This window comes from Stenotrophomonas sp. FR012, from assembly GCF_047520565.2.
In the GTDB taxonomy this organism is placed as follows: domain Bacteria; phylum Pseudomonadota; class Gammaproteobacteria; order Xanthomonadales; family Xanthomonadaceae; genus Stenotrophomonas; species Stenotrophomonas sepilia.
In genome coordinates, this window is the sequence record NZ_JAXBQL020000001.1 from 706,869 (window position 1) to 730,750 (window position 23,882).

The 23,882-nt window shown below is 64.5% G+C and carries 21 protein-coding genes and 1 tRNA gene; 11 read left to right on the forward strand and 11 right to left on the reverse strand.

Annotation, left to right across the window (positions count from 1 at the left end; genetic code table 11):
- Positions 1–41: 41 nt before the first annotated feature.
- Positions 42–1,349, forward strand: coding sequence for a 3-phosphoshikimate 1-carboxyvinyltransferase (gene aroA, locus ACM0O9_RS03380; protein ID WP_005417295.1), 1,308 nt, complete (start codon positions 42–44; stop codon positions 1,347–1,349).
- A gap of 186 nt (positions 1,350–1,535) precedes the next feature.
- On the opposite strand, the gene ACM0O9_RS03385 is transcribed toward aroA, so the two are convergent.
- Together ACM0O9_RS03385 and ACM0O9_RS03390 are read right to left on the reverse strand one after the other, a co-directional pair.
- Positions 1,536–2,108, reverse strand: coding sequence for an energy transducer TonB (locus ACM0O9_RS03385; protein ID WP_069139846.1), 573 nt, complete (start codon positions 2,106–2,108; stop codon positions 1,536–1,538).
- 119 nt (positions 2,109–2,227) lie between these two features.
- The gene (locus ACM0O9_RS03390) at positions 2,228–2,866 is read right to left on the reverse strand and encodes an energy transducer TonB (protein ID WP_005417291.1); all 639 of its coding nucleotides are present in this window, start codon (positions 2,864–2,866) and stop codon (positions 2,228–2,230) included.
- A 113-nt stretch (positions 2,867–2,979) separates the two neighbouring features.
- Here ACM0O9_RS03390 and serS point away from each other — a divergent pair, with 113 nt between their 5' ends.
- On the forward strand, positions 2,980–4,260 hold the full coding sequence (gene serS, locus ACM0O9_RS03395) for a serine--tRNA ligase (RefSeq protein ID WP_164092730.1): 1,281 nt from the start codon (positions 2,980–2,982) through the stop codon (positions 4,258–4,260).
- Positions 4,261–4,438: 178 nt separating this feature from the next.
- Here serS and ACM0O9_RS03400 read toward each other — a convergent pair whose 3' ends face one another.
- Positions 4,439–4,789, reverse strand: a complete 351-nt coding sequence (locus ACM0O9_RS03400; protein WP_235649349.1) for an SH3 domain-containing protein — start codon at positions 4,787–4,789, stop codon at positions 4,439–4,441.
- 139 nt (positions 4,790–4,928) lie between these two features.
- A complete protein-coding gene (locus ACM0O9_RS03405) occupies positions 4,929–5,516 on the reverse strand; it encodes an FMN-dependent NADH-azoreductase (RefSeq protein WP_180883927.1) in 588 nt (195 codons plus the stop codon).
- A gap of 127 nt (positions 5,517–5,643) precedes the next feature.
- On the opposite strand from ACM0O9_RS03405, the gene ACM0O9_RS03410 reads away from it, so the two are divergent.
- Positions 5,644–6,636: a LysR family transcriptional regulator gene (locus ACM0O9_RS03410; RefSeq protein WP_005410175.1), complete on the forward strand. Its 993-nt coding sequence runs from the start codon at positions 5,644–5,646 to the stop codon at positions 6,634–6,636.
- Between the two features lie 55 nt (positions 6,637–6,691).
- Here the strand turns inward: ACM0O9_RS03410 and ACM0O9_RS03415 are convergent, their stop codons facing one another.
- Positions 6,692–7,765 carry a DUF4241 domain-containing protein gene (locus ACM0O9_RS03415; RefSeq protein ID WP_414604081.1) on the reverse strand — a complete coding sequence of 358 codons (1,074 nt, stop codon included), beginning with the start codon at positions 7,763–7,765 and terminating at the stop codon, positions 6,692–6,694.
- A gap of 124 nt (positions 7,766–7,889) precedes the next feature.
- Here ACM0O9_RS03415 and ACM0O9_RS03420 point away from each other — a divergent pair.
- Positions 7,890–7,979 (forward strand) — tRNA-Ser (locus tag ACM0O9_RS03420).
- A gap of 422 nt (positions 7,980–8,401) precedes the next feature.
- Here ACM0O9_RS03420 and ACM0O9_RS03425 read toward each other — a convergent pair.
- Positions 8,402–9,094, reverse strand: coding sequence for a hypothetical protein (locus tag ACM0O9_RS03425; protein ID WP_414604080.1), 693 nt, complete (start codon positions 9,092–9,094; stop codon positions 8,402–8,404).
- 416 nt (positions 9,095–9,510) lie between these two features.
- Between ACM0O9_RS03425 and ACM0O9_RS03430 the strand changes: the two genes are divergently transcribed.
- Together ACM0O9_RS03430 and ACM0O9_RS03435 are read left to right on the forward strand one after the other, a co-directional pair.
- Positions 9,511–10,398, forward strand: a complete 888-nt coding sequence (locus tag ACM0O9_RS03430; RefSeq protein ID WP_414604079.1) for a hypothetical protein — start codon at positions 9,511–9,513, stop codon at positions 10,396–10,398.
- Positions 10,391–10,930, forward strand: coding sequence for a hypothetical protein (locus ACM0O9_RS03435; protein WP_171957347.1), 540 nt, complete (start codon positions 10,391–10,393; stop codon positions 10,928–10,930). The genes ACM0O9_RS03430 and ACM0O9_RS03435 overlap by 8 nt, the downstream gene beginning before the upstream one ends.
- Before the next feature lie 215 nt (positions 10,931–11,145).
- Here ACM0O9_RS03435 and ACM0O9_RS03440 read toward each other — a convergent pair whose 3' ends face one another.
- From ACM0O9_RS03440 to acuI, 3 genes are all read right to left on the reverse strand, one after another.
- Entirely contained in the window at positions 11,146–11,484 is a 339-nt protein-coding gene (locus tag ACM0O9_RS03440) for a phage integrase central domain-containing protein (protein ID WP_414604078.1), read from the reverse strand.
- Positions 11,485–11,837: 353 nt separating this feature from the next.
- Positions 11,838–14,591 carry a UvrD-helicase domain-containing protein gene (locus ACM0O9_RS03445; RefSeq protein ID WP_414604083.1) on the reverse strand — a complete coding sequence of 918 codons (2,754 nt, stop codon included), beginning with the start codon at positions 14,589–14,591 and terminating at the stop codon, positions 11,838–11,840.
- 151 nt (positions 14,592–14,742) lie between these two features.
- On the reverse strand, positions 14,743–15,732 hold the full coding sequence (acuI, locus tag ACM0O9_RS03450; protein ID WP_005417278.1) for an acrylyl-CoA reductase (NADPH): 990 nt from the start codon (positions 15,730–15,732) through the stop codon (positions 14,743–14,745).
- Between the two features lie 101 nt (positions 15,733–15,833).
- Between acuI and ACM0O9_RS03455 the strand changes: the two genes are divergently transcribed.
- From ACM0O9_RS03455 to ACM0O9_RS03470, 4 genes are all read left to right on the forward strand, one after another.
- Entirely contained in the window at positions 15,834–16,181 is a 348-nt protein-coding gene (locus ACM0O9_RS03455) for a winged helix-turn-helix transcriptional regulator (RefSeq protein WP_139727306.1), read from the forward strand.
- Between the two features lie 487 nt (positions 16,182–16,668).
- The gene (locus ACM0O9_RS03460) at positions 16,669–17,076 is read left to right on the forward strand and encodes a hypothetical protein (RefSeq protein ID WP_138951860.1); all 408 of its coding nucleotides are present in this window, start codon (positions 16,669–16,671) and stop codon (positions 17,074–17,076) included.
- A 76-nt stretch (positions 17,077–17,152) separates the two neighbouring features.
- Positions 17,153–18,016: a Smlt3025 familytype IV secretion system inhibitor gene (locus ACM0O9_RS03465; protein WP_329888826.1), complete on the forward strand. Its 864-nt coding sequence runs from the start codon at positions 17,153–17,155 to the stop codon at positions 18,014–18,016.
- A gap of 31 nt (positions 18,017–18,047) precedes the next feature.
- On the forward strand, positions 18,048–19,370 hold the full coding sequence (locus tag ACM0O9_RS03470; RefSeq protein ID WP_329888825.1) for a Smlt3024 family type IV secretion system effector: 1,323 nt from the start codon (positions 18,048–18,050) through the stop codon (positions 19,368–19,370).
- Between the two features lie 49 nt (positions 19,371–19,419).
- Here the strand turns inward: ACM0O9_RS03470 and ACM0O9_RS03475 are convergent, their stop codons facing one another.
- Complete coding sequence (locus ACM0O9_RS03475; protein WP_329888824.1) at positions 19,420–21,561, reverse strand: TonB-dependent siderophore receptor; 2,142 nt, start codon at positions 21,559–21,561, stop codon at positions 19,420–19,422.
- Positions 21,562–21,633: 72 nt separating this feature from the next.
- Complete coding sequence (locus tag ACM0O9_RS03480; RefSeq protein WP_065179539.1) at positions 21,634–22,278, reverse strand: TetR/AcrR family transcriptional regulator; 645 nt, start codon at positions 22,276–22,278, stop codon at positions 21,634–21,636.
- A gap of 79 nt (positions 22,279–22,357) precedes the next feature.
- Between ACM0O9_RS03480 and ACM0O9_RS03485 the strand changes: the two genes are divergently transcribed.
- Positions 22,358–23,881, forward strand: coding sequence for an FAD-dependent monooxygenase (locus tag ACM0O9_RS03485; RefSeq protein WP_414604077.1), 1,524 nt, complete (start codon positions 22,358–22,360; stop codon positions 23,879–23,881).
- Position 23,882: the final 1 nt, after the last annotated feature.

Consider the following 23,882-nt stretch of genomic DNA (forward strand, 5'->3'; position numbering starts at 1 on the left):
TGCATCGCCGGCGCTGCCGGTGTTTACGGAATGATCGAACGATGAGCAACGCGCAACACTGGATTGCCCGCAAGGGCCAGCCGCTGCAGGGCAGCCTGACCATTCCCGGCGACAAGTCGGTCTCGCACCGCTCGGTGATGTTTGCCGCGCTGGCCGATGGCACCTCGCACATCGAAGGCTTCCTGGAAGGCGAAGACACCCGCGCCACCGCGCGCATCTTCAGCCAGCTGGGGGTGCGCATCGAAACCCCCAGCCCGTCGCAGCGCATCGTGCATGGGGTGGGTATCGACGGCCTGAAAGCACCGCAGGCACCGCTGGACTGCGGCAATGCCGGTACCGGCATGCGCCTGCTGGCGGGCCTGCTGGCAGGCCAGGCCTTCGACTGCACGCTGATCGGCGATGAATCGCTGTCCGGCCGACCGATGCGCCGCGTGACCGGCCCGCTGTCGCAGATGGGCGCAAGGATCGACACCCAGGACGACGGCACGCCGCCGCTGCACGTGCATGGTGGCCAAGCGCTGCACGGCATCGATTTCGCCTCGCCGGTGGCCAGTGCGCAGGTCAAGTCGGCGGTGCTGCTGGCCGGGCTGTATGCGCAGGGCGAAACCAGCGTGACCGAACCGCACCCGACCCGCGACTACACCGAGCGCATGTTGTCCGCATTCGGCGTGGACATCGCGTTTTCGCCGGGCAAGGCCCGCCTGCGCGGTGGCCAGCGCCTGCGCGCCACGGATATCGTGGTACCCGCCGATTTCTCTTCGGCCGCGTTCTACCTGGTCGCCGCCAGCATCATTCCCGGTTCCGAGCTGCGCCTGAAGCAGGTCGGCCTGAATCCGCGTCGCACTGGCCTGCTGCATGCGCTGCGCCTGATGGGTGCGGACATCAGCGAAGAGAACCCGGCAGAACAGGGCGGTGAACCGGTGGCCGACCTGGTGGTGCGCTACGCCCCGCTGAAGGGCGCACGCATTCCGGAAGAACTGGTGCCGGACATGATCGACGAGTTCCCGGCGCTGTTCGTGGCCGCCGCGGCCGCCGAGGGCCAGACCGTGGTGAGCGGTGCGGCCGAACTGCGAGTGAAGGAATCCGACCGCCTTGCGGCGATGGCCACCGGCCTGCGTGCGCTGGGCATGCAGGTGGACGAGACCGAAGACGGCGCCACCCTGCACGGCGGCGTTCGGCTGGGGAGTGGCACCATCGAAAGCCACGGTGACCACCGTATTGCCATGGCGTTTGCCATTGCCGGCCAGATCAGCGACGGCGAAGTGCGCATCAACGACATCGCCAACGTCGCCACCTCCTTCCCGGACTTCGACGGCCTGGCACGCAGCGCCGGCTTCAACCTGGCCTGATCGGCCGATCAGGTTTTCCGGTAGGTGCCAACCATGGTTGGCACGCGCCCCCTGTCCGGTAGGTGCCGACCTCGGTCGGCGCGCTCACATCGCCCGGTAGGTGCCGACCTTGGTCGGCACGCTTCTCCGCATAAAAGGACGGAGGCCGAAGCCTCCGTCTAAACATCACGAACCCCTCGTCCGCGATCAACGCTGTCCGGTACGGAAATCCACCGGGACCCGCACCACACTGGCCACTGCACGGCCTTCATGCATCGCCGGCTGGAACTTCCAGTTCTGCACGGCGCTCAGCACCGCACGATCCAGGTCACGGCTGCGCTCGCCGCTGCGCGAAACAATCGCAGCATTGGTGACCTGGCCGCGGGCATCGACATTCAGGCTGGCGACCACGCTGCCCTGCACGCCATTGCGCAGCGCGGCAGCGGGGTAGGTCGGCTTGCTGTTGCCTGCCAGCGGGCGTGCCTCGCGATTGCGTACGGCAGGGGGGGCCTTGCGCTGGTTGCCGGCCGCTGCGGCCTGGCGGGCCGCAGGCTGTTGTACATCGGCGACCGGCGCCTGCTCGGGCGCGGGCAGCATGCGCTCGCCGACCGGTGCCGGCGCCACGTCTTCCTGGTTCGAGTGACGCAGCCAGAGCAGCGCGGCGGCAAACATCGCCACGATCAGCGCGATCCACATCCAGGGCGACGTGGGCTTGTGCTGTTCGCTGGCGTCCTGCTGCAGCTGCGGCGAATGAAGGTCTTCGTGGGTGGTGGCGGTCATCGCAAACTCCTTCCGTCAATGGACGACGGGGAGAGTGTTGCGCGGGCCAGTGGCGGGAAGTGTCAGCGTTGCGTCAACGCGACCGGCAGGGTTCAGTTTGCCTGCCGGGAAACGTTCAGTTACTGGGTCTTGAAGTCGAACGGCACTTCAATGCTGCCCGGTACGGCCTGGCCGTTGCTCTGCGCCGGGGTGAAGCGCCAGCGGCGCACCGCATCGGTCGCGGCACGGTCGAGCTCGCGTGAGCCGCTGCGCTGGATCACCGTGGCATTGTTCGGATAGCCGGTGGCATCCACGTCCACGCGCACCACCACGCTGCCGGTCTCGCCGGCGCGCAGCGCGGCGGCCGGGTAGGCCGGTGGAGGCGACTGGCCGGCGATCGGCATCGGCTGGCTGTTGCCTGTGGCAGCCGGCGCCGGGGCCGGTGCGACCGGGGCCGCTTCAGCGACGGGCGCCGGCGGTGGCGGCGGGGTTTCGACCAGCTTCGGGGCTTCCTCCTCGACCGGGGCCGGCTTGGCATCGGGCATGTCGCTGGAACCGGCGGCCGCAGCCAGCGGTTCGGGCAGCGGTTCCACCTGCGCCGTCTCCTGCGGGGTCTGTGCGGCCGGGTCGGCGCGGAAGAATTCCTTGTCGCGACCGGTGTACCAGACCAGCACGAACAGCAGCACGCCCACGCCGAAGGCGATGCCCGCGATCTTCAGGGCGTTGCGCGGGATATGCACGGTAAACGACTTGGCGGACGACGAGCGGGGTGCAGACATGGACCGGACCAGTACGGAATGCCCCGATTCTGCCACGGCGGGAATGAACCGGGCGGCAGAAATCCGTATAACAAGCGATAATCCCATCCCTGATACCCACCACGACACCTGCCATGCTTGATCCAGCCCTGCTCCGCCACCAGCCCGCCGACCTCGCCGAACGCCTGCGCACCAGCCGCGGCTTCGAGCTCGACGTGTCTGCCCTGGAGTCCCTGGAGGCCGATCGCAAGCGCATCCAGGTGCGTACCCAGGAGCTGCAGAGCCTGCGCAACAGCCGTTCCAAGGCTATCGGCCAGGCCAAGGCCAAGGGCGAGGACGTGTCGGCCATCATGGCCGAGGTCGCTGCATTCGCCGACGAGCTGAAGGCCTCGGAAGTGGCGCTGGACGAGCTGCGCGAGAAGATCGAAGCGATCTCTATGGGGATTCCGAACCTGCCGGCCGATGACGTGCCGGCCGGTGCCGACGAGAACGACAATGTCGAGCAGGCGCGCTGGGGTACTCCGCGCCAGTTCGACTTCAAGGTGCTCGACCACGTTGAGCTGGGTGCGCGCAACGGCTGGCTGGACGGCGAGACCGCGGCCAAGCTGTCCGGCTCGCGCTTCACCGTACTGCGCGGCCCGATCGCGCGCCTGCACCGTGCGCTGGCCCAGTTCATGGTCGACCTGCACACCGGTGAGCACGGCTATGAGGAAACCAACGTGCCGCTGCTGGTCAACGCCGATTCGCTGCGTGGCACCAGCCAGCTGCCGAAGTTCGAGGACGACCTGTTCAAGACCGCCGTGGGCGACTCCACGCGGTACCTGATCCCGACCTCGGAAGTGCCGCTGACCAACATCGTGCGCGACGAGATCGTCGACGCCGAGCGCCTGCCGCTGCGCATGACCGCCCACTCGATGTGCTTCCGTGCCGAGGCCGGCAGCGGTGGCCGCGACGTGCGCGGCATGATCCGCCAGCACCAGTTCGAGAAGGTCGAGCTGGTCTCGATCAGCCGCCCGGAAGACAGCGACGCCGAGCACCAGCGCATGACCCGCTGTGCCGAAGTAGTGCTGGAAAAGCTGGGCCTGCCGTACCGCAAGGTGCTGCTGTGCACCGGCGACATGGGCTTCTCGGCCATCAAGACCTACGACCTGGAAGTCTGGCTTCCGTCGCAGGAGACCTACCGCGAGATCTCCTCGTGCTCGAACTGTGGTGACTTCCAGGCCCGCCGCATGCAGGCGCGCTGGCGCAACCCGGCCACCGGCAAGCCTGAGCTGGTGCATACCCTGAACGGCTCGGGCGTGGCGGTTGGCCGCGCGATGATCGCGGTGATGGAGAACTACCAGAACGCCGACGGCAGCATCACCGTGCCGGAGGCCCTGCGCCCGTACATGGGCGGCCTGGAAACCATCGCCTGATTCTCTGGCTGGGTGGGTGCCATGCTCGCGTGGCACCGCTGTGGCTCGGGTGGGTGCCATGCTTGCATGGCACCGCATCCACGCATGGCGTGGATCTACTGGAGGATGTTGCACGCGCCCGGCATGAATTCACCGATGCCCCAGTAGATCCACGCCATGCGTGGATGAACCAACGTGATCACTCCACAGCGCGCAGCTTCTCCAGCGGCACCCATCCCGGTTCGCCGTTCTCCGGCACGCACCACGCCCAGCCATTGAGGATGCGCAGCCCGCGCAAGATCTGCCCGGGATCCACATCCAGCTCCCGCGCGCAGTAATCCTGCGTGGCAAATGCGCCACCCTGCGCATCGCGGCCGATCACCGGCGCCGGCACGAAGCCGGGCTGCTGCCCCTCGGCCTCGCACAGGAACCAGTCGTCCCAGCCCTCCGGGCCTTCATAACGTTCGCCCACCACCAGCGCCTGGCCACGGCGCAGGGTGATCGGGTGCGGAAATTCGCTGCGGTGCGCAGCGGTCACGATGTAGTTCATGCCCCCAGCCTAGCGCGTCGCAAAAGAAGACGGCCCCGCACAGCGGGGCCGCCAGGGGGGGGCCGGGATGGGGGGAGGGGATCCCGGCCCGCGTTCAGCGCCCAGACGAGGAGAGAGGGGCGCCGAACGTTGGAACGCGTTACGCAGCGACGGCTTCGGCCGCTTCGTGCGACGGAAGTGCCGCCAGCGCACCGGCAATGGCGTCTTCACGGTGCTGCGGCGAATAGGCGATGCCTTCGGCGCGCACGAATTCGACCTCGTTGATGCCCATGAAGGCGAACACCTGGCGCAGGAACGGCTCCTGGAAGTCGGCCGGCGAGTCGGTGTAGATGCCGCCACGGCTGCTGGCGATGATCACCCGCTTGCCACCGGCCAGGCCCACCGGGCCGTTCTCGGTGTACTTGAAGGTGCGGCCGGCCACGGCCACGCGGTCGATCCAGGCCTTCAGCGTGGACGGAATGCTGAAGTTGTACATCGGCGCGCCGATCACCACGATGTCGGCGTCCAGGAACTGCTGCATCACCTGTTCAGCGTCGGTCGCCTCGGCGGCGTCGGTCCTGGCCAGCGAGCTGCTGCGCAGATGCGGTACCGGATTGGCGTCAAGATCGCGATAATCGACCTGCAGGCCATCGATCTGGCTGGCGAAGCGGGCGACCACGGCGGCCGACAGCTGGCGCGAGACGGAGTTGTCGCCAAGCACGCTGGCGTCGAGATGCAGAAGCTTCATGGCAGTCACCTGTGTTCTGGGAGGAAGGGGCGGGGTGGCCCCGCCGACGGAGAGAACGATAGGTTGTTGCAAAGGCGGAATAAAGGTGGTTGAATGCCACGTATTGTTCTAGATATGGAACTCGGGTATGCATGACCTGAATGACCTGTACTACTTCGCGATGGTGGTCGACCACGGCGGATTCGCCGCCGCCGAGCGCGCACTGGGTATTCCCAAGTCGCGCCTGAGCCGCCGCATCAGCCAGCTGGAAACCGACCTGGGCGTACGCCTGCTGCAGCGCTCCACGCGCCGTTTCGCGGTCACCGATGTCGGCACCAGCGTGCACCGCCATGCGCAGACGATGCTGGCCGAGGCCCAGGCCGCACGCGAAGTGGTGGACCGCCTCAGCGCGGAGCCGCGCGGCGTGGTGCGCGCCAGCGTGCCGGTGTCACTGGCGCAGATGCAGCTTCCCAAGCTGCTGCCCAAGTTCCTTGAGCAGTACCCGAAGGTGCGGCTGCAGCTGAACATCAGCAACCGCCGCGTGGATATCATCAATGAAGGCTACGACGTCGCCCTGCGCGTGCGTTCACGCCTGGACGACGACGGTAGCCTGGTGATGCGCAGCTTCGGCCAGGTGCAGGAACTGCTGGTGGCCAGCCCGAAGTACCTGGACCGCGCCGGACGCCCCAAGGACCCGGAAGAGCTCACCCAGCACGTCACCCTCAGCATCAGCGAAGACGAAGCACGCCAGCGCTGGGAACTGCATGGCCCGGAAGGCGAAGTGCGCCGGGTCGACTTGCAGCCGCGCGTGGCCGGTTTCGACTTCCCGCTGCTGCAGAGCATGGTGAAGGACGGTTTCGGCATCACCATGCTGCCGGAGACCGTGTGCGCCGACGCCGTGCGCAACGGCGAGTTGGAAGTGGTGCTGCCGGACTGGTCGCTGCCGCAGGGCGTGTGCCACGCCGTGTTCGCTTCGCGCCGCGGCCTGCTGCCGGCGGTGCGCGTGTTCATCGACTTCCTGGCCGAGCACCTGCCGCCGCAGCTGGAGGCCTCGCGCCTGGATTGCGGTGGCGCCTGTGAAAAGGCCAAGGAGCGGATCAAGGCCAGTGCGCTGGGTGCGCTGGCGGTGGATGCCGGCTGAGAGCGCTGAACGGTAGCGCCGGGCCATGCCCGGCGTTGCTGTTTTCCGATGCCGATCAGTTCCGGCCGAACAGCCGGTCCCAGAAGCTGCGGCGTCGCGGTGGGGCCGGTGGCGGTTCGGCTGCAACGACGGGCGCTTCCAGCACCGCCATCAGTTCCGCGCTGCGCGGCTTCTTCAGGAAGCGCGCATAGTCCAGATAGCCGGTCACCTTGCTCATGTGCAGGCGTTCGGGCATTGCCGGCAATGCGCCGCCCTGCAACAGCACCCGCAATGCCTGCGGGCGGTCCAGGCGGATCGCCTCGTACAGGGCGGTGCCGCCGCAGCCCGGTTCGATCTGGTTGGCGCGCTGCGGCGCATCCTTCAGCAGGTCCTGCAATTCCTCCGCGTCGTCTCCTTCTACCGCAGCCACCAGCCGCGCCAGCGCCTCGGCTTCCGCAGGGGGCAGGTTGTCGCGATAGGCCTGGTCGGCAATCTCGCGCTCGTCGCGCCCATCGCCGCCGTGGATGCACAGGAAATCGGTGACCAGGGCGACCGGAATGCCGGACGTATCCAGCCCCCAGTAGCTGGGATAGACACCGTCGCCCCAGCCGCTGGTGAAGGCCACTAGGCCGTGCGGCGAGTTCTCCCCCCAGGGGCGGTACTCGACGCCTTCGTCCAGGCCATCGTGGTCGATCAGTGCATCCGACCATTCACTCTCTTCGTCGCCATCGGCCTGTTCGATCAGGGCCAGCAGCGCCTGCTGGGTGTCGGTGTCCATGAAACAACCGATGCCAGCGTCGACCGGATAGCCGATGAAGCTGTCCTCATCCAGGCCGGTCAGGTCCTGGGTGGTCCAGCGCGCCATCTGCCAGTGCAGGGCGGTCGCGGTAAGAGCTTCGCGGGGCTTGAACCAGACCACGGCCAGGGCCGGGCGGCCGCTGTGCACGATGATTTCGACCGGGTGCCGGCCCAGCGGGGCGGTGTAGTCGGCCAGCGCAGGCGCCTCGGCCTGGACCAGCGGATCGCAGACCACCAGCTGCCCGCTGCTGACCGGCAGGTGCCCCGCGAAGGTGCGGTGCAGGGCCACAGCGGCCAGCTGTGTATCGTCCAGCAGGCAGGTGCGCAGGTTGGCCAGATCGAGATGGGCCATGGCGGCTCCGAGTGCGGTGAAGGCTCCCACCGTGCCGGATGCGAAGGGCAGGGGCAAGGTGGTCTTGGGCAAATGCCCTTCACGTGCGAGAATACGTCGCTGCCCGGGCGACCGGGACCCGATTGGAGAGATGGCCGAGCGGTTTAAGGCACCGGTCTTGAAAACCGGCGAAGGGTTAAACCTTCCGTGGGTTCGAATCCCACTCTCTCCGCCAGTTGTTTCAAAGAGCCCCTGGGAACAGGGGCTCTTTTGTTTCTATAGCCTTCGCTACCCGCCCGTTTACCCATCCACTTGCAAAGGTGGAGCATTCGACAGAACCCGCTATCGCTCAAGGTTAAGCAGGCAGATATCGCCGACAACAGCGAGGAGTAGCGGCTGGCTCTGCTGGACCCGGAAACGGCAGCTCGCCTGCGGGCGAGTACGTCAAGGCGGGCGCTGCGATGGACAGAGCTGCGGCCGAGCTAAGCCTCGATGGCGACCGAAGCCGAGATTGTCCAAGCCGAGATTGTCCAAGCCAGAAGCCTCGGTCGTAGCGAATGAATGTATACCGCAAGCGCGATTCGGAGCTGGCACGCGAAATGTAGTGGAAAAATTTGGAGTACTACGTGACGCGCACCGGGAGAGGTGTCGGTGCGTTCACTTCTTAACGATAGCCATTGGCCGTGCGACCACCGGAAACTTGGCTTCGATCTTGGTTTGCGAACTATTGAGACCCTCAAGGACTCCAAACATCAGATCGTAGAACGCCTTCTTATCTCGGATGAAGTTATCTACCGTGGAAGTTCTAAGGTATGGCTTGAACTCAGTGAAGCTCTTCCTTTCGATGAGCTTCTTGGCGGCAATCACACCGTAAATTGCCTGTTGCAAGCCATTTGCAGCCGAGCCAAGGTGATGGATTTCGGCGATGGATGCAGAAATGGCAGGAGGAATCTCGAGGGCGTTGAGAGTCCGGCTTCCAGCAAACCCCCCATTCTCTTGATAGTTTTCGTAGCTATCCGCGTCAGGGTTTTCATGTTTCCAGAGCTCTCGGCTCTTCTCTGCGAATTCACGAATGTGGGGGAGAAGAAGCAATCCCATGCTGCGCGCCCGATCATCCGATTCAAGTCTGCGACGACGCTCCAAGATCGAGTGCTGAATAGCGGGGACCGCTATCGCGAGAAGAATCGCGAGAATGCTGCCAATCGCCTGAACCCATGCCGCTCCCTGCTCAACGCTGAGCCGGGGCCAAGCGAAGCCCTCCGAAACAAGTGCCCAGGTCAACAGGGCACCAACCCCAAACGCCATTATGGAAACGATAACCCAATCTTGATCGGTACGTCCTTGCTTCATGGCTTCCCCCTTTGTTGGAGAACTGATTGTATCGTTGGGGGGGGCTGCGAGAAGACGAAGAACTCCAAGCGTATGACCGCAGCCGAGTTAGATCATGTCCGGGCAGCGAATTTGCTGTCGTGCAGCGTAAGCCGACTCCGCGACTGCCTGGCCTACTGCCGACTCGTGACCAGGGGCAACAGGCCCGGCGCTTGGTCGAGGCAGGAGCGAAGGAGGTAGGGCGGATCAAGGCAGCACTGGGGCCGCGCCGACCGCCGAAGGAGATCAAGCCAAGGGCGAAGGATTCGATGAAGGCATGGCTGAGAGAGGGGCGAACCCGGCTAGCGCGGAGCAAGACGTAGGGTTCCCCCCTATGGCTCTCCTCGTTCCCCCGTGCGAAGCTTCAACATTGGCAAGGAAGCCTCAGGGGGAGGCGCATGCAGAGACTTACGCATTCATTTACTCTTTTCCGCGTTCAGCTACACAAGCCTCAGCAGATGCCTTTGCTTGGGGTGGAGGCATCAGAAGCGCAAATCCTTAAGGCGGCATTGCTCGAAAAGCCTTGGGACGAGGTCCGGGGACACGTCTGGAGAGTTGGCAATGTCAGTGAGGTCTCCAGCGATGCAATGGTCTTCTTCATAGGAAAAGAGCAGCCGACAACCTTTGGTACAGTGGGTGCAGATGGCGATTTCCACGAGGCGGAGGCAGTAGTGGCTCCGAATACCCTGGTTGTTGTCGATCTCAAATATCAGCTCTTAGCCATTGCCCACCGGGTCCAGCTCTCTCAGAGTGTTTACGCAGTCGCGAGCAGAATTCGTACGCTACTTGCATCAAGCCAGATTGTCCGTGAGGCCGAATGCAAAGTGTCTGTAGCAGCCGTTAATGACCCCACAGATTTCATTCGGATCTTGGAAACGGCTCAGGCGGTGGTGAAGTTCAAAGTCACCTACGGGCTGCCCAACGTTTGGGACGCCGATGACTTTCAGAAGCCGATGCAGGAAACGACTAGGATCCTGGGGGCTGATGAAGGGGCTGCGGTCTTCAAGGGCGATGATCTTCGAAGAGGGCCGCTAGTTCGCCTCGCAAAGGCATCTTCCGCAGTTGGTAAGAAGGCTGTCGCTTGGGTGAAGAAGTGTGCCGGCGATAGGGTTGTGACCGTAAAGCAGAAGAATAATCCTGTGATCCTTGAGCAGGAAATCGTCACAGAGGACTCTTCTGTCTCGGGGCAGGATGTGGCATACGTTGAGCAGTCTCAGCCACTGAGAATTGCGGACCTCATAGTACGACGCATGAGAGAAGAGTACTTAAAGATAAGACATGAATGACGAGCCCATCCCCACCTTCTGGCATTGGTTCTTCCATGGTGTTGCCAAAAGGCCTGGCTATAGGCGCGTGGCTAATGCTTGGGGATTGTTTCATCTGGGCCTGGGGGGCATTGTTGCGCTCTTGGTCGAAGTTGACTTTCAGGATCTTGCAAAAAGCGCATTGCTGCCTCTGATGGCGATTTTGGTCGGCTTGACCTTTTCTTGGGCCGGCAACGTTAACTCGATCATGCAGACTGAAGAGGTTCAGAAATTCTTGAACGAGAAGGGTGGGCCATTGGAATATGTGTACACGTTTCAGTTGTGCATTCTTATCAACATTGCCGTCATCTCTGCTTGGTGCGTCCCTCTTTTGAATTTGCCCTACTTGCTACCCTGCCAGACGCGGGAGCCGGTGGAAGGCGCGATGGCGGCCTTGCTGTTTGCTGCGGTCTCCCTCGCGGTTCGGACCGGCTGGCACGCGGTAGTTGGGTCGAACATGTTGCTTCTGCGCAGGCTTATTCCTGGTGGCGGGCCGGGTGGAACAGGTAAGTGATGGAAATGCAGAGATAATCTGTAGCTTGAAAATCCGTCCAGAGCGGTTCAGTTCACCTTCTGTGCCTAAAGCAGGAGCCATGACTCCGGTCAGGGCTTTTCCGTTTGGTGCCATCGCACTGGATTCTCCCCGCTGCGCTTTCTCTGCACGGTCACGGCATCAAGGAAGGCCTCCATACATTGCCGTACGCGGCTGGCAGTCTCTGTCTTGGTGGTCTAGGTTGGCCGCAGCACGGTCAGGATATGCTCGGTCTCGATACGATCCACCCGCAGATCCCCCTGCACCGGCTTTGCACACGTCTCTAACGTGCTTGTCCACTGGCCGGAGTGCGTTGAGTTGGTCCATCTCGCTTCGCGCTCTGCGACGTATGCCAGAACATTGGAATGCTCGCGGCAGTGACCGACGCAGCTCGTCTTCCCGCGAGTGACTCCTGGCCAGCATGTATTATCTTCCTCGCGGCTCCTGCCGCCTCCCGCGTCTCGGCCAAACCGATCACATGCAGCGGGCCTAATGCCATCTCTGGCCGCTTCCCCCTCAAAGCGATAGCGGAACACGCAGTTTTTCGTGCCTGATGCGGAAACCTGTTAGGTACAGCCCGCTGCCGTCCGGCCCATCCATTCCCCGCCCGGCAGACGCGACTTCGTGCGAATGCCTGGGAACGAATCCGGATGGTGAAACCTAGCTGGTGCAAGGGCTGAGGCCGGTTTCACGAACGTGCACGGAAGCTAGGGAACATCCAAAGTTCAGACACTCTCTTCGCCAGTTGTTTCAAAGAGCCCTTGAAAACAGTGGCTTTCCGGGGCTTTTCCGTTTCTGGAAACGCCATGGCGCGCATCATGCCGGGGGCGAAACCGAGACGGTGTCTGTGTGCCCTGACGCAGTCAGGCATATGTGGAGGGAGCGGCATTCAGCCCCGACGCCCACCTGTTGGCTTGTTATGGCACAACGGGTAACTCGAGCACGACCGGAACGCCCCATGCGGCCCATTGCGGTCCACGAACACGCCCACCTTGCACACCGGGCAGCGCTCTTCGTGGATGGCCGCGCCTGAAATCGCGGTCACTTCTACGGCCCCGTCCTTCACCAGCTCATCCAGGAATGGCGAGTGCCTGCCCTGCAGGGTGAACATCGCAACCGACCGTCGCGCACGCGTCAGCGCGACATAGAACAGGCGCCGTTCTTCGCTCAGCGGATAGGTATCACCACCCGGCATCGCCAGCGAAAGCACCGGGTCATCCGCGCGCAGGTTCGGGAAGCTGCGGTTGATCATGCCCGGCAGGATCACGTAGTCCGCCTCGCGCCCCTTCGATCGATGTGCGGTCAGGAACTCGACGTCCATCGTGCTGCCAAAGGCCGTCTTCCAATCCGAAGGCACCGCGCCGCGGTCCGCGCGGTAGCGCCCCAGAACAAAGACCGTCACGCGTCCATTGCGGCCCTGCGCCACCGCGCCTGACAACAGTTGCTGGTGCAGCTTCGAAAGGTACTGGCGAACGCCATCCTGCACCTCCTCACGCCGGTTCATCTGGAACGCCTGCAGCACCGGGCCGACTGCCGGCGCAGCAGAGCGGACCTTCTTGGCGATCTGCGCGGGGTTGCGGCTGATGAAGCGGCTGGAAACATCACACAGTGCCTGCGGGCATCGGAATGTCTGCTCCAGTTTCAGCACCTGGCCATGCCCCATCCATTCACGGAATCCGGTCATCACCGAAACGTCGGCGCCAGCGAAGCGATTGATCGACTGCCAGTCATCGCCCACCGCAAACAGATAGCGGCCCGGTTGGCTGACCAGCGCACGGCAGAGGCGCGCACGGGCGCGCGAGGCATCCTGGAATTCGTCGGCCATCACCAGATCGTAGGGTGATTCATAGTGGCCCTGTTCCAGCAGCCCGGCGGCCATGTTGAGCATGTCCTCGAAATCGATGCTGCGCTCGTCAGCCAGTGCATCGTCCCAGGCCTGGAAAACCGGCCCGGCGATCTCCAGGAAGCGCCGGTAGCGTTCCTTGAACTGATCCTCAGGCATCTGCCGCAGGCGTGCGGCCATGTCATCCAGCGTCAGGCAGTTGCTCTTGGCATGCGCAATGAAGGTGCGCATCAGGCCAATCAGGTCTGCATCCGGCATCGGCTTGGCGCCCTGGTCAGGCAGCTCGCGGTCCGGGTGCGGGTCGAGTTCGACACCAGACGCACCCAGCCGCTCGGCAAGATGCTGCAGGGCCTGTCCACTGCGCAGGCCGAACGACGTCGTTTCGACCAGTGCGGTGCCGCGTGCCGCATGCTGCTGCCGCTTCCAGCGCATCCCTTCGCTGTAGTTGGCAAAGTGCTTCGGCGGCTGGCCATCGGCATCCAGCGCAAAGTGCTCGTGATACAGCTGGGCGTCCGGATAGTAGAAGTCAGGACGATACTGGCGGTGGGTATCCGTCGCGGTATCGAACTCGTAGCGCCGCTCGTAGTCGTACGCCACGCCGTTGTAGAACAGCCAGTCGGCGATGACGCACTCTTCCAGGCTCTTCACTCGCTCACCCTGCAGGGTACGCATGTAGGGCGTGCCATCGCGGTCGTAACCATCGGCCATCATGTCGGCACCCAACGGCGGCAGATCGCGTCCGAACACCAGGCGGAACATGTCCCACTGGGTGCGGAAGTGGGTCGAACGGTCCTTCAGGTCGTCCACCAGTTCGGCCAGCTTGTTGAAGCCCAGCGTTGCGTCGACCGCCCATTCCGGGATATCGGGCTTGCGCCCTGTGGCCTTGGCGATGAGGGACAGGCCCAGGGCGTGGAAGGTCCAGGCTTCCACCATGGTGTCGCCCATGCCGAGCCGGTCGAAGCATCGCTGCGCGCGCTCTTCCAGCTCCTGAGCGGCGTCCTTGTTGAAGGCGAGCATCACAATCCGTTCGGGCTGGAAAAAGCCGCGATCGATGGCATAAGCGGCCTTGGCAACCATCGTGGAGGTCTTGCCAGAGCCGGCCGCGGCCACGACCTGCACCCGGTTGTCGAAGCAGATGACAGCGCGGGCCTGCTCCTCGGTCAGCGGCCTGCTCTCGACCCGGTCCAGGAAGGGCTTGGCCAGACCCAGTTCACGGGTCGCCATTGCCTCATTGGCGTCCGCCCACATGGCGGGCCAATCCAGCTGCCAGTCGTGCAGTGCATCCAGTGCCATGCGGTGGCGGTCCGAGTGCAGGTCGTCATGCACCTCCTCGTCGAGGAACAGCTGCTCCAGCTCGGCTGACGTGAGGGGCAGGGACGGGCGTTCGGCCAGCAACGCCTGCTGCTGTTCGTACGTGATCCAGCGGCGGCCGGTGGTGCCTCGGTCGGTAAGCGCATCTGCCTCGGCCAGCCACGCCTGGATCTGCGCCAGAACGTGCTCAAACAGTGCCTTGCGCCCTCGTCTGGAGCGCGCGAAAAGCACGTGCTGAACGGCAGCGGCAAGCCCGGACCCCTGGCTGTTGGGCAGCCCATCCACGGACAGTGCTTCACCGTGCTCGGTCGTCAGTTCGACCCGGGACCAGAGCACGCCGCGAACGACCCGCACGCTGTGTTCGTTCGCCACATGCTGGTGGTATTGCCTGCCGTCGATCAAAAGCGCGAGCTGTTCGCCATCCAGCCGCAACTGCCAGTCCGGCGAGCGGGTCACACGCTGGCCCCAGACCGAGGGGCGCCATTCCATAGACATCCAGATACTGCCTTGCGTACGTCACCGGGCGTAAAGCGCCCTTGCCGCCCCATGATAAGGCGGCTTGGCGTGGCACGCTGCGTTTTCCGGTCAGTCGCGCGCGTGAGCCAGCGATGGCATTGCACCCTCGCCAGCGCGACAGGCGTCAGGCGTTCACATCCACGACGATGCGGCCGCGCACCTTGCCGGGGATGATCTGCTCATAGACATCCAGCACCTCGGCGAGGCCGATCTGCTGCACGGTGCTTTCCAGCTTTTGCGGGTCCAGGTCGGTCGCAAGCCGATCCCAGGCGCGCTGGCGAACCTCTTGTGGGGCATTCACCGAATCCACGCCGGCCAGGGTCACGTTGCGCAGGATGAAGGGCAATACCGAGCCGTGCAGAGCGTCGCTCTGCGCCAGGCCGCACGCGGCCACGGCACCGCGATACTTCGTCTCGGCGATGGCGTTGACCAGGGTAGGGCCGCCGGCCACATCCACCACGCCGGCCCAGCGTTCGGCACTCACCGGCCGCTCGCGCGGCTCCGAAAGCTGCGCACGATCGATGATCTCGGCCGCACCCAGGTTGTGCAGATACTCAGCATGCTCCGGGCGTCCGGTGGCGGCTACCACGCGATAGCCCAGCTTCGACAGGATCGCCACCGCAATCGAGCCGACGCCACCGTTGGCGCCAGTCACCAGCACATCGCCCTTCTCGGGCGTCACCCCGGCATGTTCCAGGGCCAGCACGCACAGCATCGCGGTATAGCCAGCGGTACCGATGGCCATGGCGTCACGGGTGCTCAGGTTGCCAGGAATCCGGTTGAGCCATTCGCCGCGTACGCGGGCGCGCTGTGCCAGGCCGCCGTGGTGGCCCATGCTCAGGTCCCAGCCATTGAGCACGACGCGGTCGCCTGGCTTGAAGTCGGCCCTGCTGGATTCCAGTACCACGCCTGCCAGATCGATGCCGGGAATGAGCGGGAATCTCCGGATGATCGGACTCTTGCCGGTGAGCGCAAGCGCATCCTTGTAGTTGAGCGTGGAGTACTCGACCTGCACCAGGACATCGCCGTCCATCAGGTCCGCCTCGTCGAAATCGACCAGCTCGGTCGAAAGCTGGTTGTTCGTCTTGCCGGTCAGCAGGGCTTTGAACGTCATGGATGGCCTCACATTCATGGAATGGGGCCATGCTAGGCTCGTGCCATTATTGCAACAAGAACGATGATTTTCCGTAGGTACTATGGTTTTCCGGAGTATGCATGCGTAGCAGGCGTTGGGATGGCAAGAGCGGGTGTGCGGTGGAAGTCACGCTGTCCGTGATCGGTGGCGTGTGGAAGCCGATCATTCTGTTTCACCTGATGACCGGCAAGCGACGTTTCATGGAACTGACCCGGCGGGTGCCTAATGCCACCCAGTCCATGCTCACCAGCCAGTTGCGTGAACTGGAAGCCGATGGCGTGGTGATCCGCCACGTGTATCCGGAAGTGCCGCCGAAAGTGGAATACGAGCTGTCCGAGTTCGGCCGCACGCTGGCGCCGGTGCTGCTGGCGATGCGCGAGTGGGGCGAGACCTACCGCGGCTATCAGAGCACCCAAGGCGATAGCTGAAGGCTGCGCGGCGTTGCGCTTGCCGCATGTGGGTTTCGCGAATGCCTACAGCCGTCGGCGGGTCTTTGGCACCGCGAGCGCGCATGTCGTATACGGCTGGATAGGGCGTCCGGAAAGTACGCGTCGATGGTAGTCGCCTGCTGGCGAAGAACGCCAGTCAATGGACAACTCGACATCCACTGACGCAACCAACGTAGCGACTTGATCGATCAGGATTTCCCTGCTTTCCACCGCCGGTTCAGGGCGGTAACCATGTCCGCGCCAAGGCATTCGCCGTGGCCGGGATTGGCGTCCCGAACTTACGTAGTACAAGGCGTCGTAGTTGCAACGTATGTTGCGATCACGACAATGCACCTTCTGTCAGTTCATGGCGGATGGTGCGTGGGGGTCTTAGGGCCCGTCGGCTTTCGTACTACGTATCCGGCACGCCAACCCGCACCGTCCGCCACCTTGCATCTGCAGGTGGCCACATCGTGAGGTTGCCGTCATGCCCGAACGTCTTCCCGACCATCCCCGCCTGCATGCGCTGCTGGGCGCCGCCGTGCGCGATCTTCCCGCTGCGTTGGCGGAAACGCTGGAGGACGCGCTCCGCGAATCCGCCGAGTTCGTCACCCCATCGGCTTTCTTCGCACACCTGAAAGGCCACGGCAGGAACCTGCGTGCCGATGGCGAGGCCTGGAGTGAAATGTGCCTGAGCCCCGGCCGCGCCTTCGACATGGCCCTGGCGACCCGAAGCATTTCGGGCATCACGGCGTTGACTGCGGTGCTGCACGCTGCGCATGTGGCGCGGGAGAGCGACGATCCCGCCTGCTGTCCCTCCGCCGCCGTGGTCGAGGGCCTGTTCAACGCCTGCCAAGTGCTGTCACTGCAGGTAGAGCGCTGCCTGGTTCCATGAAGGGCTGCGATGCGGTTCCTGTTCCGTTGACGCCCGGCTCCTTATAGTGGCGCTGGAACCCTGCAATGGAATGCCCATGCACGTGATGTCCCCGAGCCGTTGCCTGACGCTTGCACTTGCCGTCGCGGTGAGCGCCAGCGCATGTGCACGGTCACCGTCCACCGAACACGAAAGGAATCCCGCCATGTCCGGCGCAACGCAGACCGGCCGCACGATCAACGGCCACACCTATACCGATGCGCCCGTGGACGTGAAGCTCGGGCCGAATACCTTCCGCATTCCGGCCAACTACCTGGACAGCCAGATCGCACCGTGGCCAGGCGAGGGCGTGACGCTGGTCATCGAGTGGCCGGACATGAAGCCGACACCGCCAGGTGCGCGCGCCAATCCGCGCACGAATGATTTCCGAAAGGAGATTCCAATCCGGATCAACTATGTTGATCGCGTTCCCGTTGAAATACTGCTTTCAAGGCTGTCGTCAAATGAAGCCATCACGGAGGAGGGCTCTGTGGAAAGGGAGGATCCCAGGGACCGTCTCGATCAACGCGTTGCACAGCCGGAGACCTTGGGCCTGACGCCCTATGCAATCGATGAAGCGAAGATGGTGGTGTACGCGAAGAAGTATGAGGCGCGGTACGGAAAGCCGCCTGTGCGCAATCCCGCCTACGAAAGAGACTGGTACATCGCACGTCAGGGCGACGGCCGGATCAGCTCATTCATCAAATGTGACGGCGAGGAATTCCGACGCGACGGCGTGCGGCTGGAGGGGCGCGAGGTGATCAGTGAGCCAGGGGAAGTGGCCGCGGGCTGCGTTCATTACTTCGTGGACATCGACAACAAGCTGTCCGTCAGCCTGGACTACAAGAGAGCGTTTCTGAAAGACTGGAAGCGCATGGAAGAGGCCGTCAGGGACGTCATCGCGCGTACCCGGTCCAAGTGATCGGTGATTCAAGGAAGAGAAGGGGCAGGGTATGAGTGGATTGACCGAACGCGATCTGAGCGTCCTTGGCAGCTATGCCAGAGACGGCAACCGCGAGCTCTACTGGAACTACCTGTCGCAACTGCCGGGAGCCGATGGATACGGGACACTGGCACTGGGTGTTGTACGCAATGACAGCCTGCCGGGACGCGTCGCGAACGCGTATGCACAAAGCTACGCAAAGACCCAGCAGGACGAGGGATCCCGATTTTCAAATGCACAGTTGACCGAGCGGCAATGGGAGTCCTTTGGGCAGACCCTGCTCGAAAGAGATCTTGAGTTGCGGCAGCAGTGGATGAACGAGCGCCGTCCAGACCTGGCACTGAATCTTCCCGGCAAAGACGTGATGCTGGCTCACGACCGGGCATTTGAACGGCATGAACTCGATCCCAACTGCTGGACGCCGCGCGTGTTGCTGCAGGCGGCTGAGCAGAAGAGCGGCTCCGAGAAGCTGGAGCAGATCTGGACCAACATGCTCAACAACGACTATGCCGGCGGCCCGCGCGTAGGCAATACCAGTGTCGATGCCATCAGCCAGATGGGATGGGCGAAGGGCGGCCAGTACCTGACCCGGTTGAGCGTGCTGGAAGCCACTCAGGCATTGGAAGGGCGCTCGGCGGTCGATCCGAACGTCATCGGTGGCAACAGCTACTACGCAATGTATTTCGCAGCGGACAGGAAGTGGGCCAGTGTCAGCGCGGGCGGCGGCCACATGTCGATGCGGGAGATCACAGACCCCGCACGCATCGCCGAGCTCAACGACGCGCGCGAGGTTCGTCTGGAGCGCCAGGAAAAACGCACCCAGTTCCACCCGGACGACCCGTACCGGACCATCACCCGCAGCCCGCTGACCGCAGCTGTGGACGACGTGCCGGATTTCTCGCAGGCACCGACCCGCCTGGCCGACATTGGTCCGGGCCACCGCGACTACGCACTGATGCAACAGGTGCGCGAAGGCGTGGCCGCGATCGATGCCGGCGCCGGGCGTACCCACGACGAGAACAGCGAGCGCCTCGTAGCGAGCGTGATGGCATTGGCCCGTCGCAACCAGCTTGAACGGGCCGACCATGTGCTGCTGAGCGCGCAGACCGCCGAGCATCCGGCCGGCCGCAACGTGTTCGTGGTGCAGGGCGAGATGAGCGATCCCGCGCATCTGCGAGCGGTCATGCCTACGGACACGGCAGTGCAGACGCCGGTCGAACACTCGCTGCGGCAGATCGAGGCCGCCAGCCTGGAACGACAGCAGGCGGCCATGCAGCGCCAGCAGGACAACGACGTCCACGCGCGTGACAACCCTGCGATGCGGATGGGCTGAGGTTACGCAGCAGAGCCGAGCGGGCGCCCGGCTCTGCTGGAAGGCCTTCTCAGAAGCTGTAAGCCGCCTGCACATACACCCGCCGCGGCTCGCCCGGGAAATGCCCGTTGCGCTCGATGAAGCCGCTGGCCGCGTACACCTTGTCGAACAGGTTCTTGACGTTGGCCTGGAACTGCCACTGCTTCCACGTGGTCTTCCAGCTCATGTCGAATACCGTGTATGCCTTGACCGCCTGCCCATCCAGGCTGACACGCTCGCCCACATGGTCGGCGCCGAAGCCGATGGCCGAGTTGATCGACGGCAGGTCGTAGCGCGTCCACACGCCGAGCTTGTTGCGTGGCGCATTGGCGAAGCGGTCGCCGGAGGCATTGGTGATGCCGTTCGGTCCGGCATCCTTCACCCGTGCGTCGTTGTAGGCGTAGGTCAGGTTCACCACCCAGCGCTCGGTCACGTCGGCCAGCAGGTCCAGTTCCATGCCCGTGCTGCGTACCAGGCCCAGTGCAGCGAGTTGGTTTACCCCGCCGATCACCTCGCCGGTGGCCTGCACGATGTTGCTGCGGTCGATGCGGTAGGCCGCCATGTTCAGGGTCACACGGTCGGCCAGCAGGGATTTCAGGCCGATTTCCCATTGCCTGCTGCGCTCAGCGTCGAAGGGCCCACCGGCCGCCGGATTCTGGTTGGCGGCACTCTGCGGCACGAAGCCACTGGCGACGTTGGCGTACAGGTTCACGCCGTCCCGGGCGGCAAAGGTGCTGCCCAGACGCCAGCTGAGCGCATTGCCATCGACGCTGCTGCGACCCATGCGGTCCTCATCCTTGAAGCCATCCCAGCGCAGTCCGGCCAGCACATGCCAGCGCGTGCCCAGTGCCAGCTCATCCTGCAGATAGCCGCCGTAGCGTTTGCTGCGGGTGGCGGTGCTGCGCCAGGGTAGTGCGGCCAGGTTGTAGTCGTGCCAGGTGCTCGCGCCATAGACCGGGTTGAACAGGTCGATGCCGCGCACAGGGCCGGCGCCGCGTGCCAGGTCGGCGCTGTTGGCGGTCTGCGCGGTGAAGTCGGCGTCGAGCTGATACACGTCGGCACCGAACAGCACCTTGTGTTCGATACGGCCGGTGTTGATCCGCCAGACGGCATTGCCGCTGGCGGTGAAGGCCTCGTTGTCGCGGATCTGGTTGCGCAGCTGGCGCGTCATCCACTCGGCCACGCCGTCGCGATCACGATCAATCAGCCCCATCGGCTCGTGGTACATCTGGTGCTCGTTGTTGCTGAACCAGCGCGCGGCAATGTCCACGTCCAGGTTGTCGCGCGGTGCGAAACGATACTGCGCCAGTGCGACCTTGGCGCGCATGTCGAGGAAGTCACTGGCCTCGTTGTGGTTCCATCGCCGGTCGGTCAGGAAGCTGCCGGCATCGTTCACCGGCACGCCGCGCAGGCGGTTGCCGCCCAGGTTCTGGGTGATGTCGGTGAACTGCAGCACCAGTTCGCCGGTCTGGCCGACATCGAAGGCCAGCGAGGCATCGCCGATCACGCTTTCGCTGTCGGCATTCCAGCGCACGCCCTGCTCGCTGTCGGCATACAGGCCGGCGCGATAGCGAATGCTGCCGCTGGCATTCAAGGGGCCCGTGCCTTCGATCGATCCGGCGCGGAAGTCCTTGTCGCCTGCCTGCAGCTCGATGCGGCGTTCGGCGCGCGCCTTGGGCTTGCGCGTTACATAGTTGATGACACCGCCCGCATCACCACCGCCGTACAGCGCACCGGCCGGACCTTTCAGCACTTCCACGCGTTCGATATTGAACAGTTGCGGCACCGAGAAGCCTGCATAGGGATCACCGCGCAGGCCGTCGTAGAGCACGTTCTCCTGGCGGAACCCGCGGAGGGTGACGCCGGCATAGCTGAAGAAGCTGATGCCGCTGATGCTGCGGTACAGATCGGTGACCTGGCGCGCCGCCTGGTCGTCGATCAGCTCGCGCGGCACGACCTGGATCGACTGCGGTACCAGTTCCAGCGGGGTATCGGTGCGGGTGCCGACGGCCGCATCGTTGGTGCGATACAGGGTCTGCGCGCGGCCGCGGACTTCCACTTTGTCCAGGTCCTTCGGGGCGTCAGCGAAGGCCTCGGAAGCCAGTGCAGGTGTAGCCAGGGAAAGGGGCAGCGCCAGGCAGAGGGCGCGCTTGAGCGGGGTTGGAAAGGGCATGAGGGACGAGGCTGGGCTGCAAATGAGAAAGATTAGCATTTGCAGTGCTTCGGGACCTATCCCCCGGATGCACTATGGACGCGGGCCCGGGTCGGTATACGGGGTGCCGGCCAGGGCCACCAGCACGCCGGTGCCGCCGCGTACGATCAGCTGCAGCACCGCCTGGCGCGGATCCTCACCCTCCTGCTGGCTGGCCAGGCCTCCCTGATAGGCCGCCACCATCGACGCCAGCAGCATCGCCGCACCCAGGCGTGCCTCGGCATCATCCGCTGGCCGCCCGACCGCGCTTGCCATCAACAGCGTGAGGTCGTCGGCCAGCAGTGCCTGCAGCCGTCGCGCGTGCGCGACCAGCACCGGACTGTCGGCCACGGTGGCCCAGAAGGCCGCTGCACCGGAGTTGATCCGCAACAGGGGATGGCCGCTGTCGAGCAGCTCCCTCACCAGAGACTGGAAGGCGGCCAGCGGCGTCATGCCGCGGCGCGCCGCCATGCCCTCGCGCAGCAGCGCCCGCGCCTCCTCGTCGCGGTCGAATACCAGGTCCTCCTTGCTGGCGAAATAGTTGAAGACTGTCTTGCGCGAGACCCCGGCGGCCTTGGCGATCTCGGACATCGACACCGCCTCGAAGCCACGCCGGATGATCAGCGCGGTGGCGACATCGGAAATTGCCTGTCGGGTCTGTGCCTTGCGTTGCTCGCGACGGCCTTGGGGCGGGGTCATGGCGGTTGGCTTGTGTAAACGTACACCGAGTGTAACATTGTGCGCACCAGAGCGCCGGGCCGGCGCAGGGGGGAACCTGATGCTGTACGACGTTGTCATTGCCGGGGCCGGCCCGGTCGGCTTGTTCCTGTCCTGCGAGCTGGCCCAGGCCGGCTGTTCGGTCCTGCTGCTGGAGCAGGCTGAGTCGCCCGATTCAGCCCTGAAGCGCCTGCCATTTGGCCTGCGCGGCTTGAACGCGCCCACGTTGGAAGCGCTGGATCGGCGCGGCCTGCTGGACGCGGTCGCAGCCCGCCAGGTGCTGAAGCCGGACAAGGGCGCACCGCCGCCCGGTACCGCCCATTGGTTGGCACAACCGCGGCCGCTGGGAGGCCACTTCGCCGGCATTCCGTTCGCGCTGGATGACGTGGACAGCGGGCGCTGGCGTGATCGCCTGCCGACCCCGGTACCCACCCAGATGGCGGTGGAGCTGCAGTCGCTGGAGACGGTGCTGGCCGAGCGCGCAGTGTCGCTGGGTGTGCAGATCGAGCGTGGCTGTTCGGTGCAGGCAGTGCAGGCACACGACGCACAGATGCAGGTGCAGACCGGTCGCGGGCTGATGCGGGGCCGATGGCTGGTCGGTTGCGATGGCGCCCGCAGCACGGTACGCAAGCACTCCGGCTTCGAGTTCGCAGGGACGGCGCCCGAGTTCACCGGGTACACGCTGCAGGTTGAACTGGCCGATCCGTCGGTGCTCACCCCGGGGCGTCAGTTCACCGAATACGGCATGTGCAATTTCAACCCGCCGGGCGTGCTGGCGCTGGCCGATTTCGACGGTGGCGCAGGCCACCGCGGGCCACTGGACCTGCACGCCGCCCAGGCGTTGCTGCGGCGGGTGTCCGGGCGCCAGGCAACGATCACCGCGTTGCATCTGGCCACCACATGGACCGATGCCGCGCGCCAGGCCACGGCCTATCGCAGCGGCCGCGTGCTGTTGGCTGGTGATGCGGCGCACATGCATTCGCCGCTGGGAGGGCAGGGCCTGAATCTCGGCATCGGCGATGCGATGAACCTGGGGTGGAAGCTGGCCGCCGTGGCGCGAGGCGACGCCGCCGAGACGCTGCTGGACAGCTATCAGGCGGAGCGCCATCCGATCGGCGCGCGGGTGCTCGACTGGTCGCGTGCGCAGGTGGCGTTGATGCGACCAGGCCCAGGGCAGCGCGCGCTGGCGGCGGTCTTCGCCGACCTGGCCGCGACCCGCGACGGTGCCACCTATCTCGCTGAGCGGTTGTGGGGCGTGGCACAACCACCGGTGTTCAACGGCGAGCATCCGTGGGTTGGCCAAAGCGTGCCTGACGTCCAGCTGGCCAATGGCGATCGCATGGGGGAGCTCCTGCGCGCAGGGAAGGGCGTGCTGCTGGGGCTCGATACCGGCGTTTCACTCGGCCCGGTCTTTGCGCGCTGGCAACGCTCGGTTCCCTGCGTGATATCCACGGCGCGCGATGCGATGGGACTGGGTGCGTTGCTGGTCCGCCCTGACGGTATTGTGGCCTGGGCCTGCGATGCTGGCTTCGACACGTCGGGGCTGGAGTCTTCGCTGGAACGCTGGTTCGGTTTGCCGTGGTGAA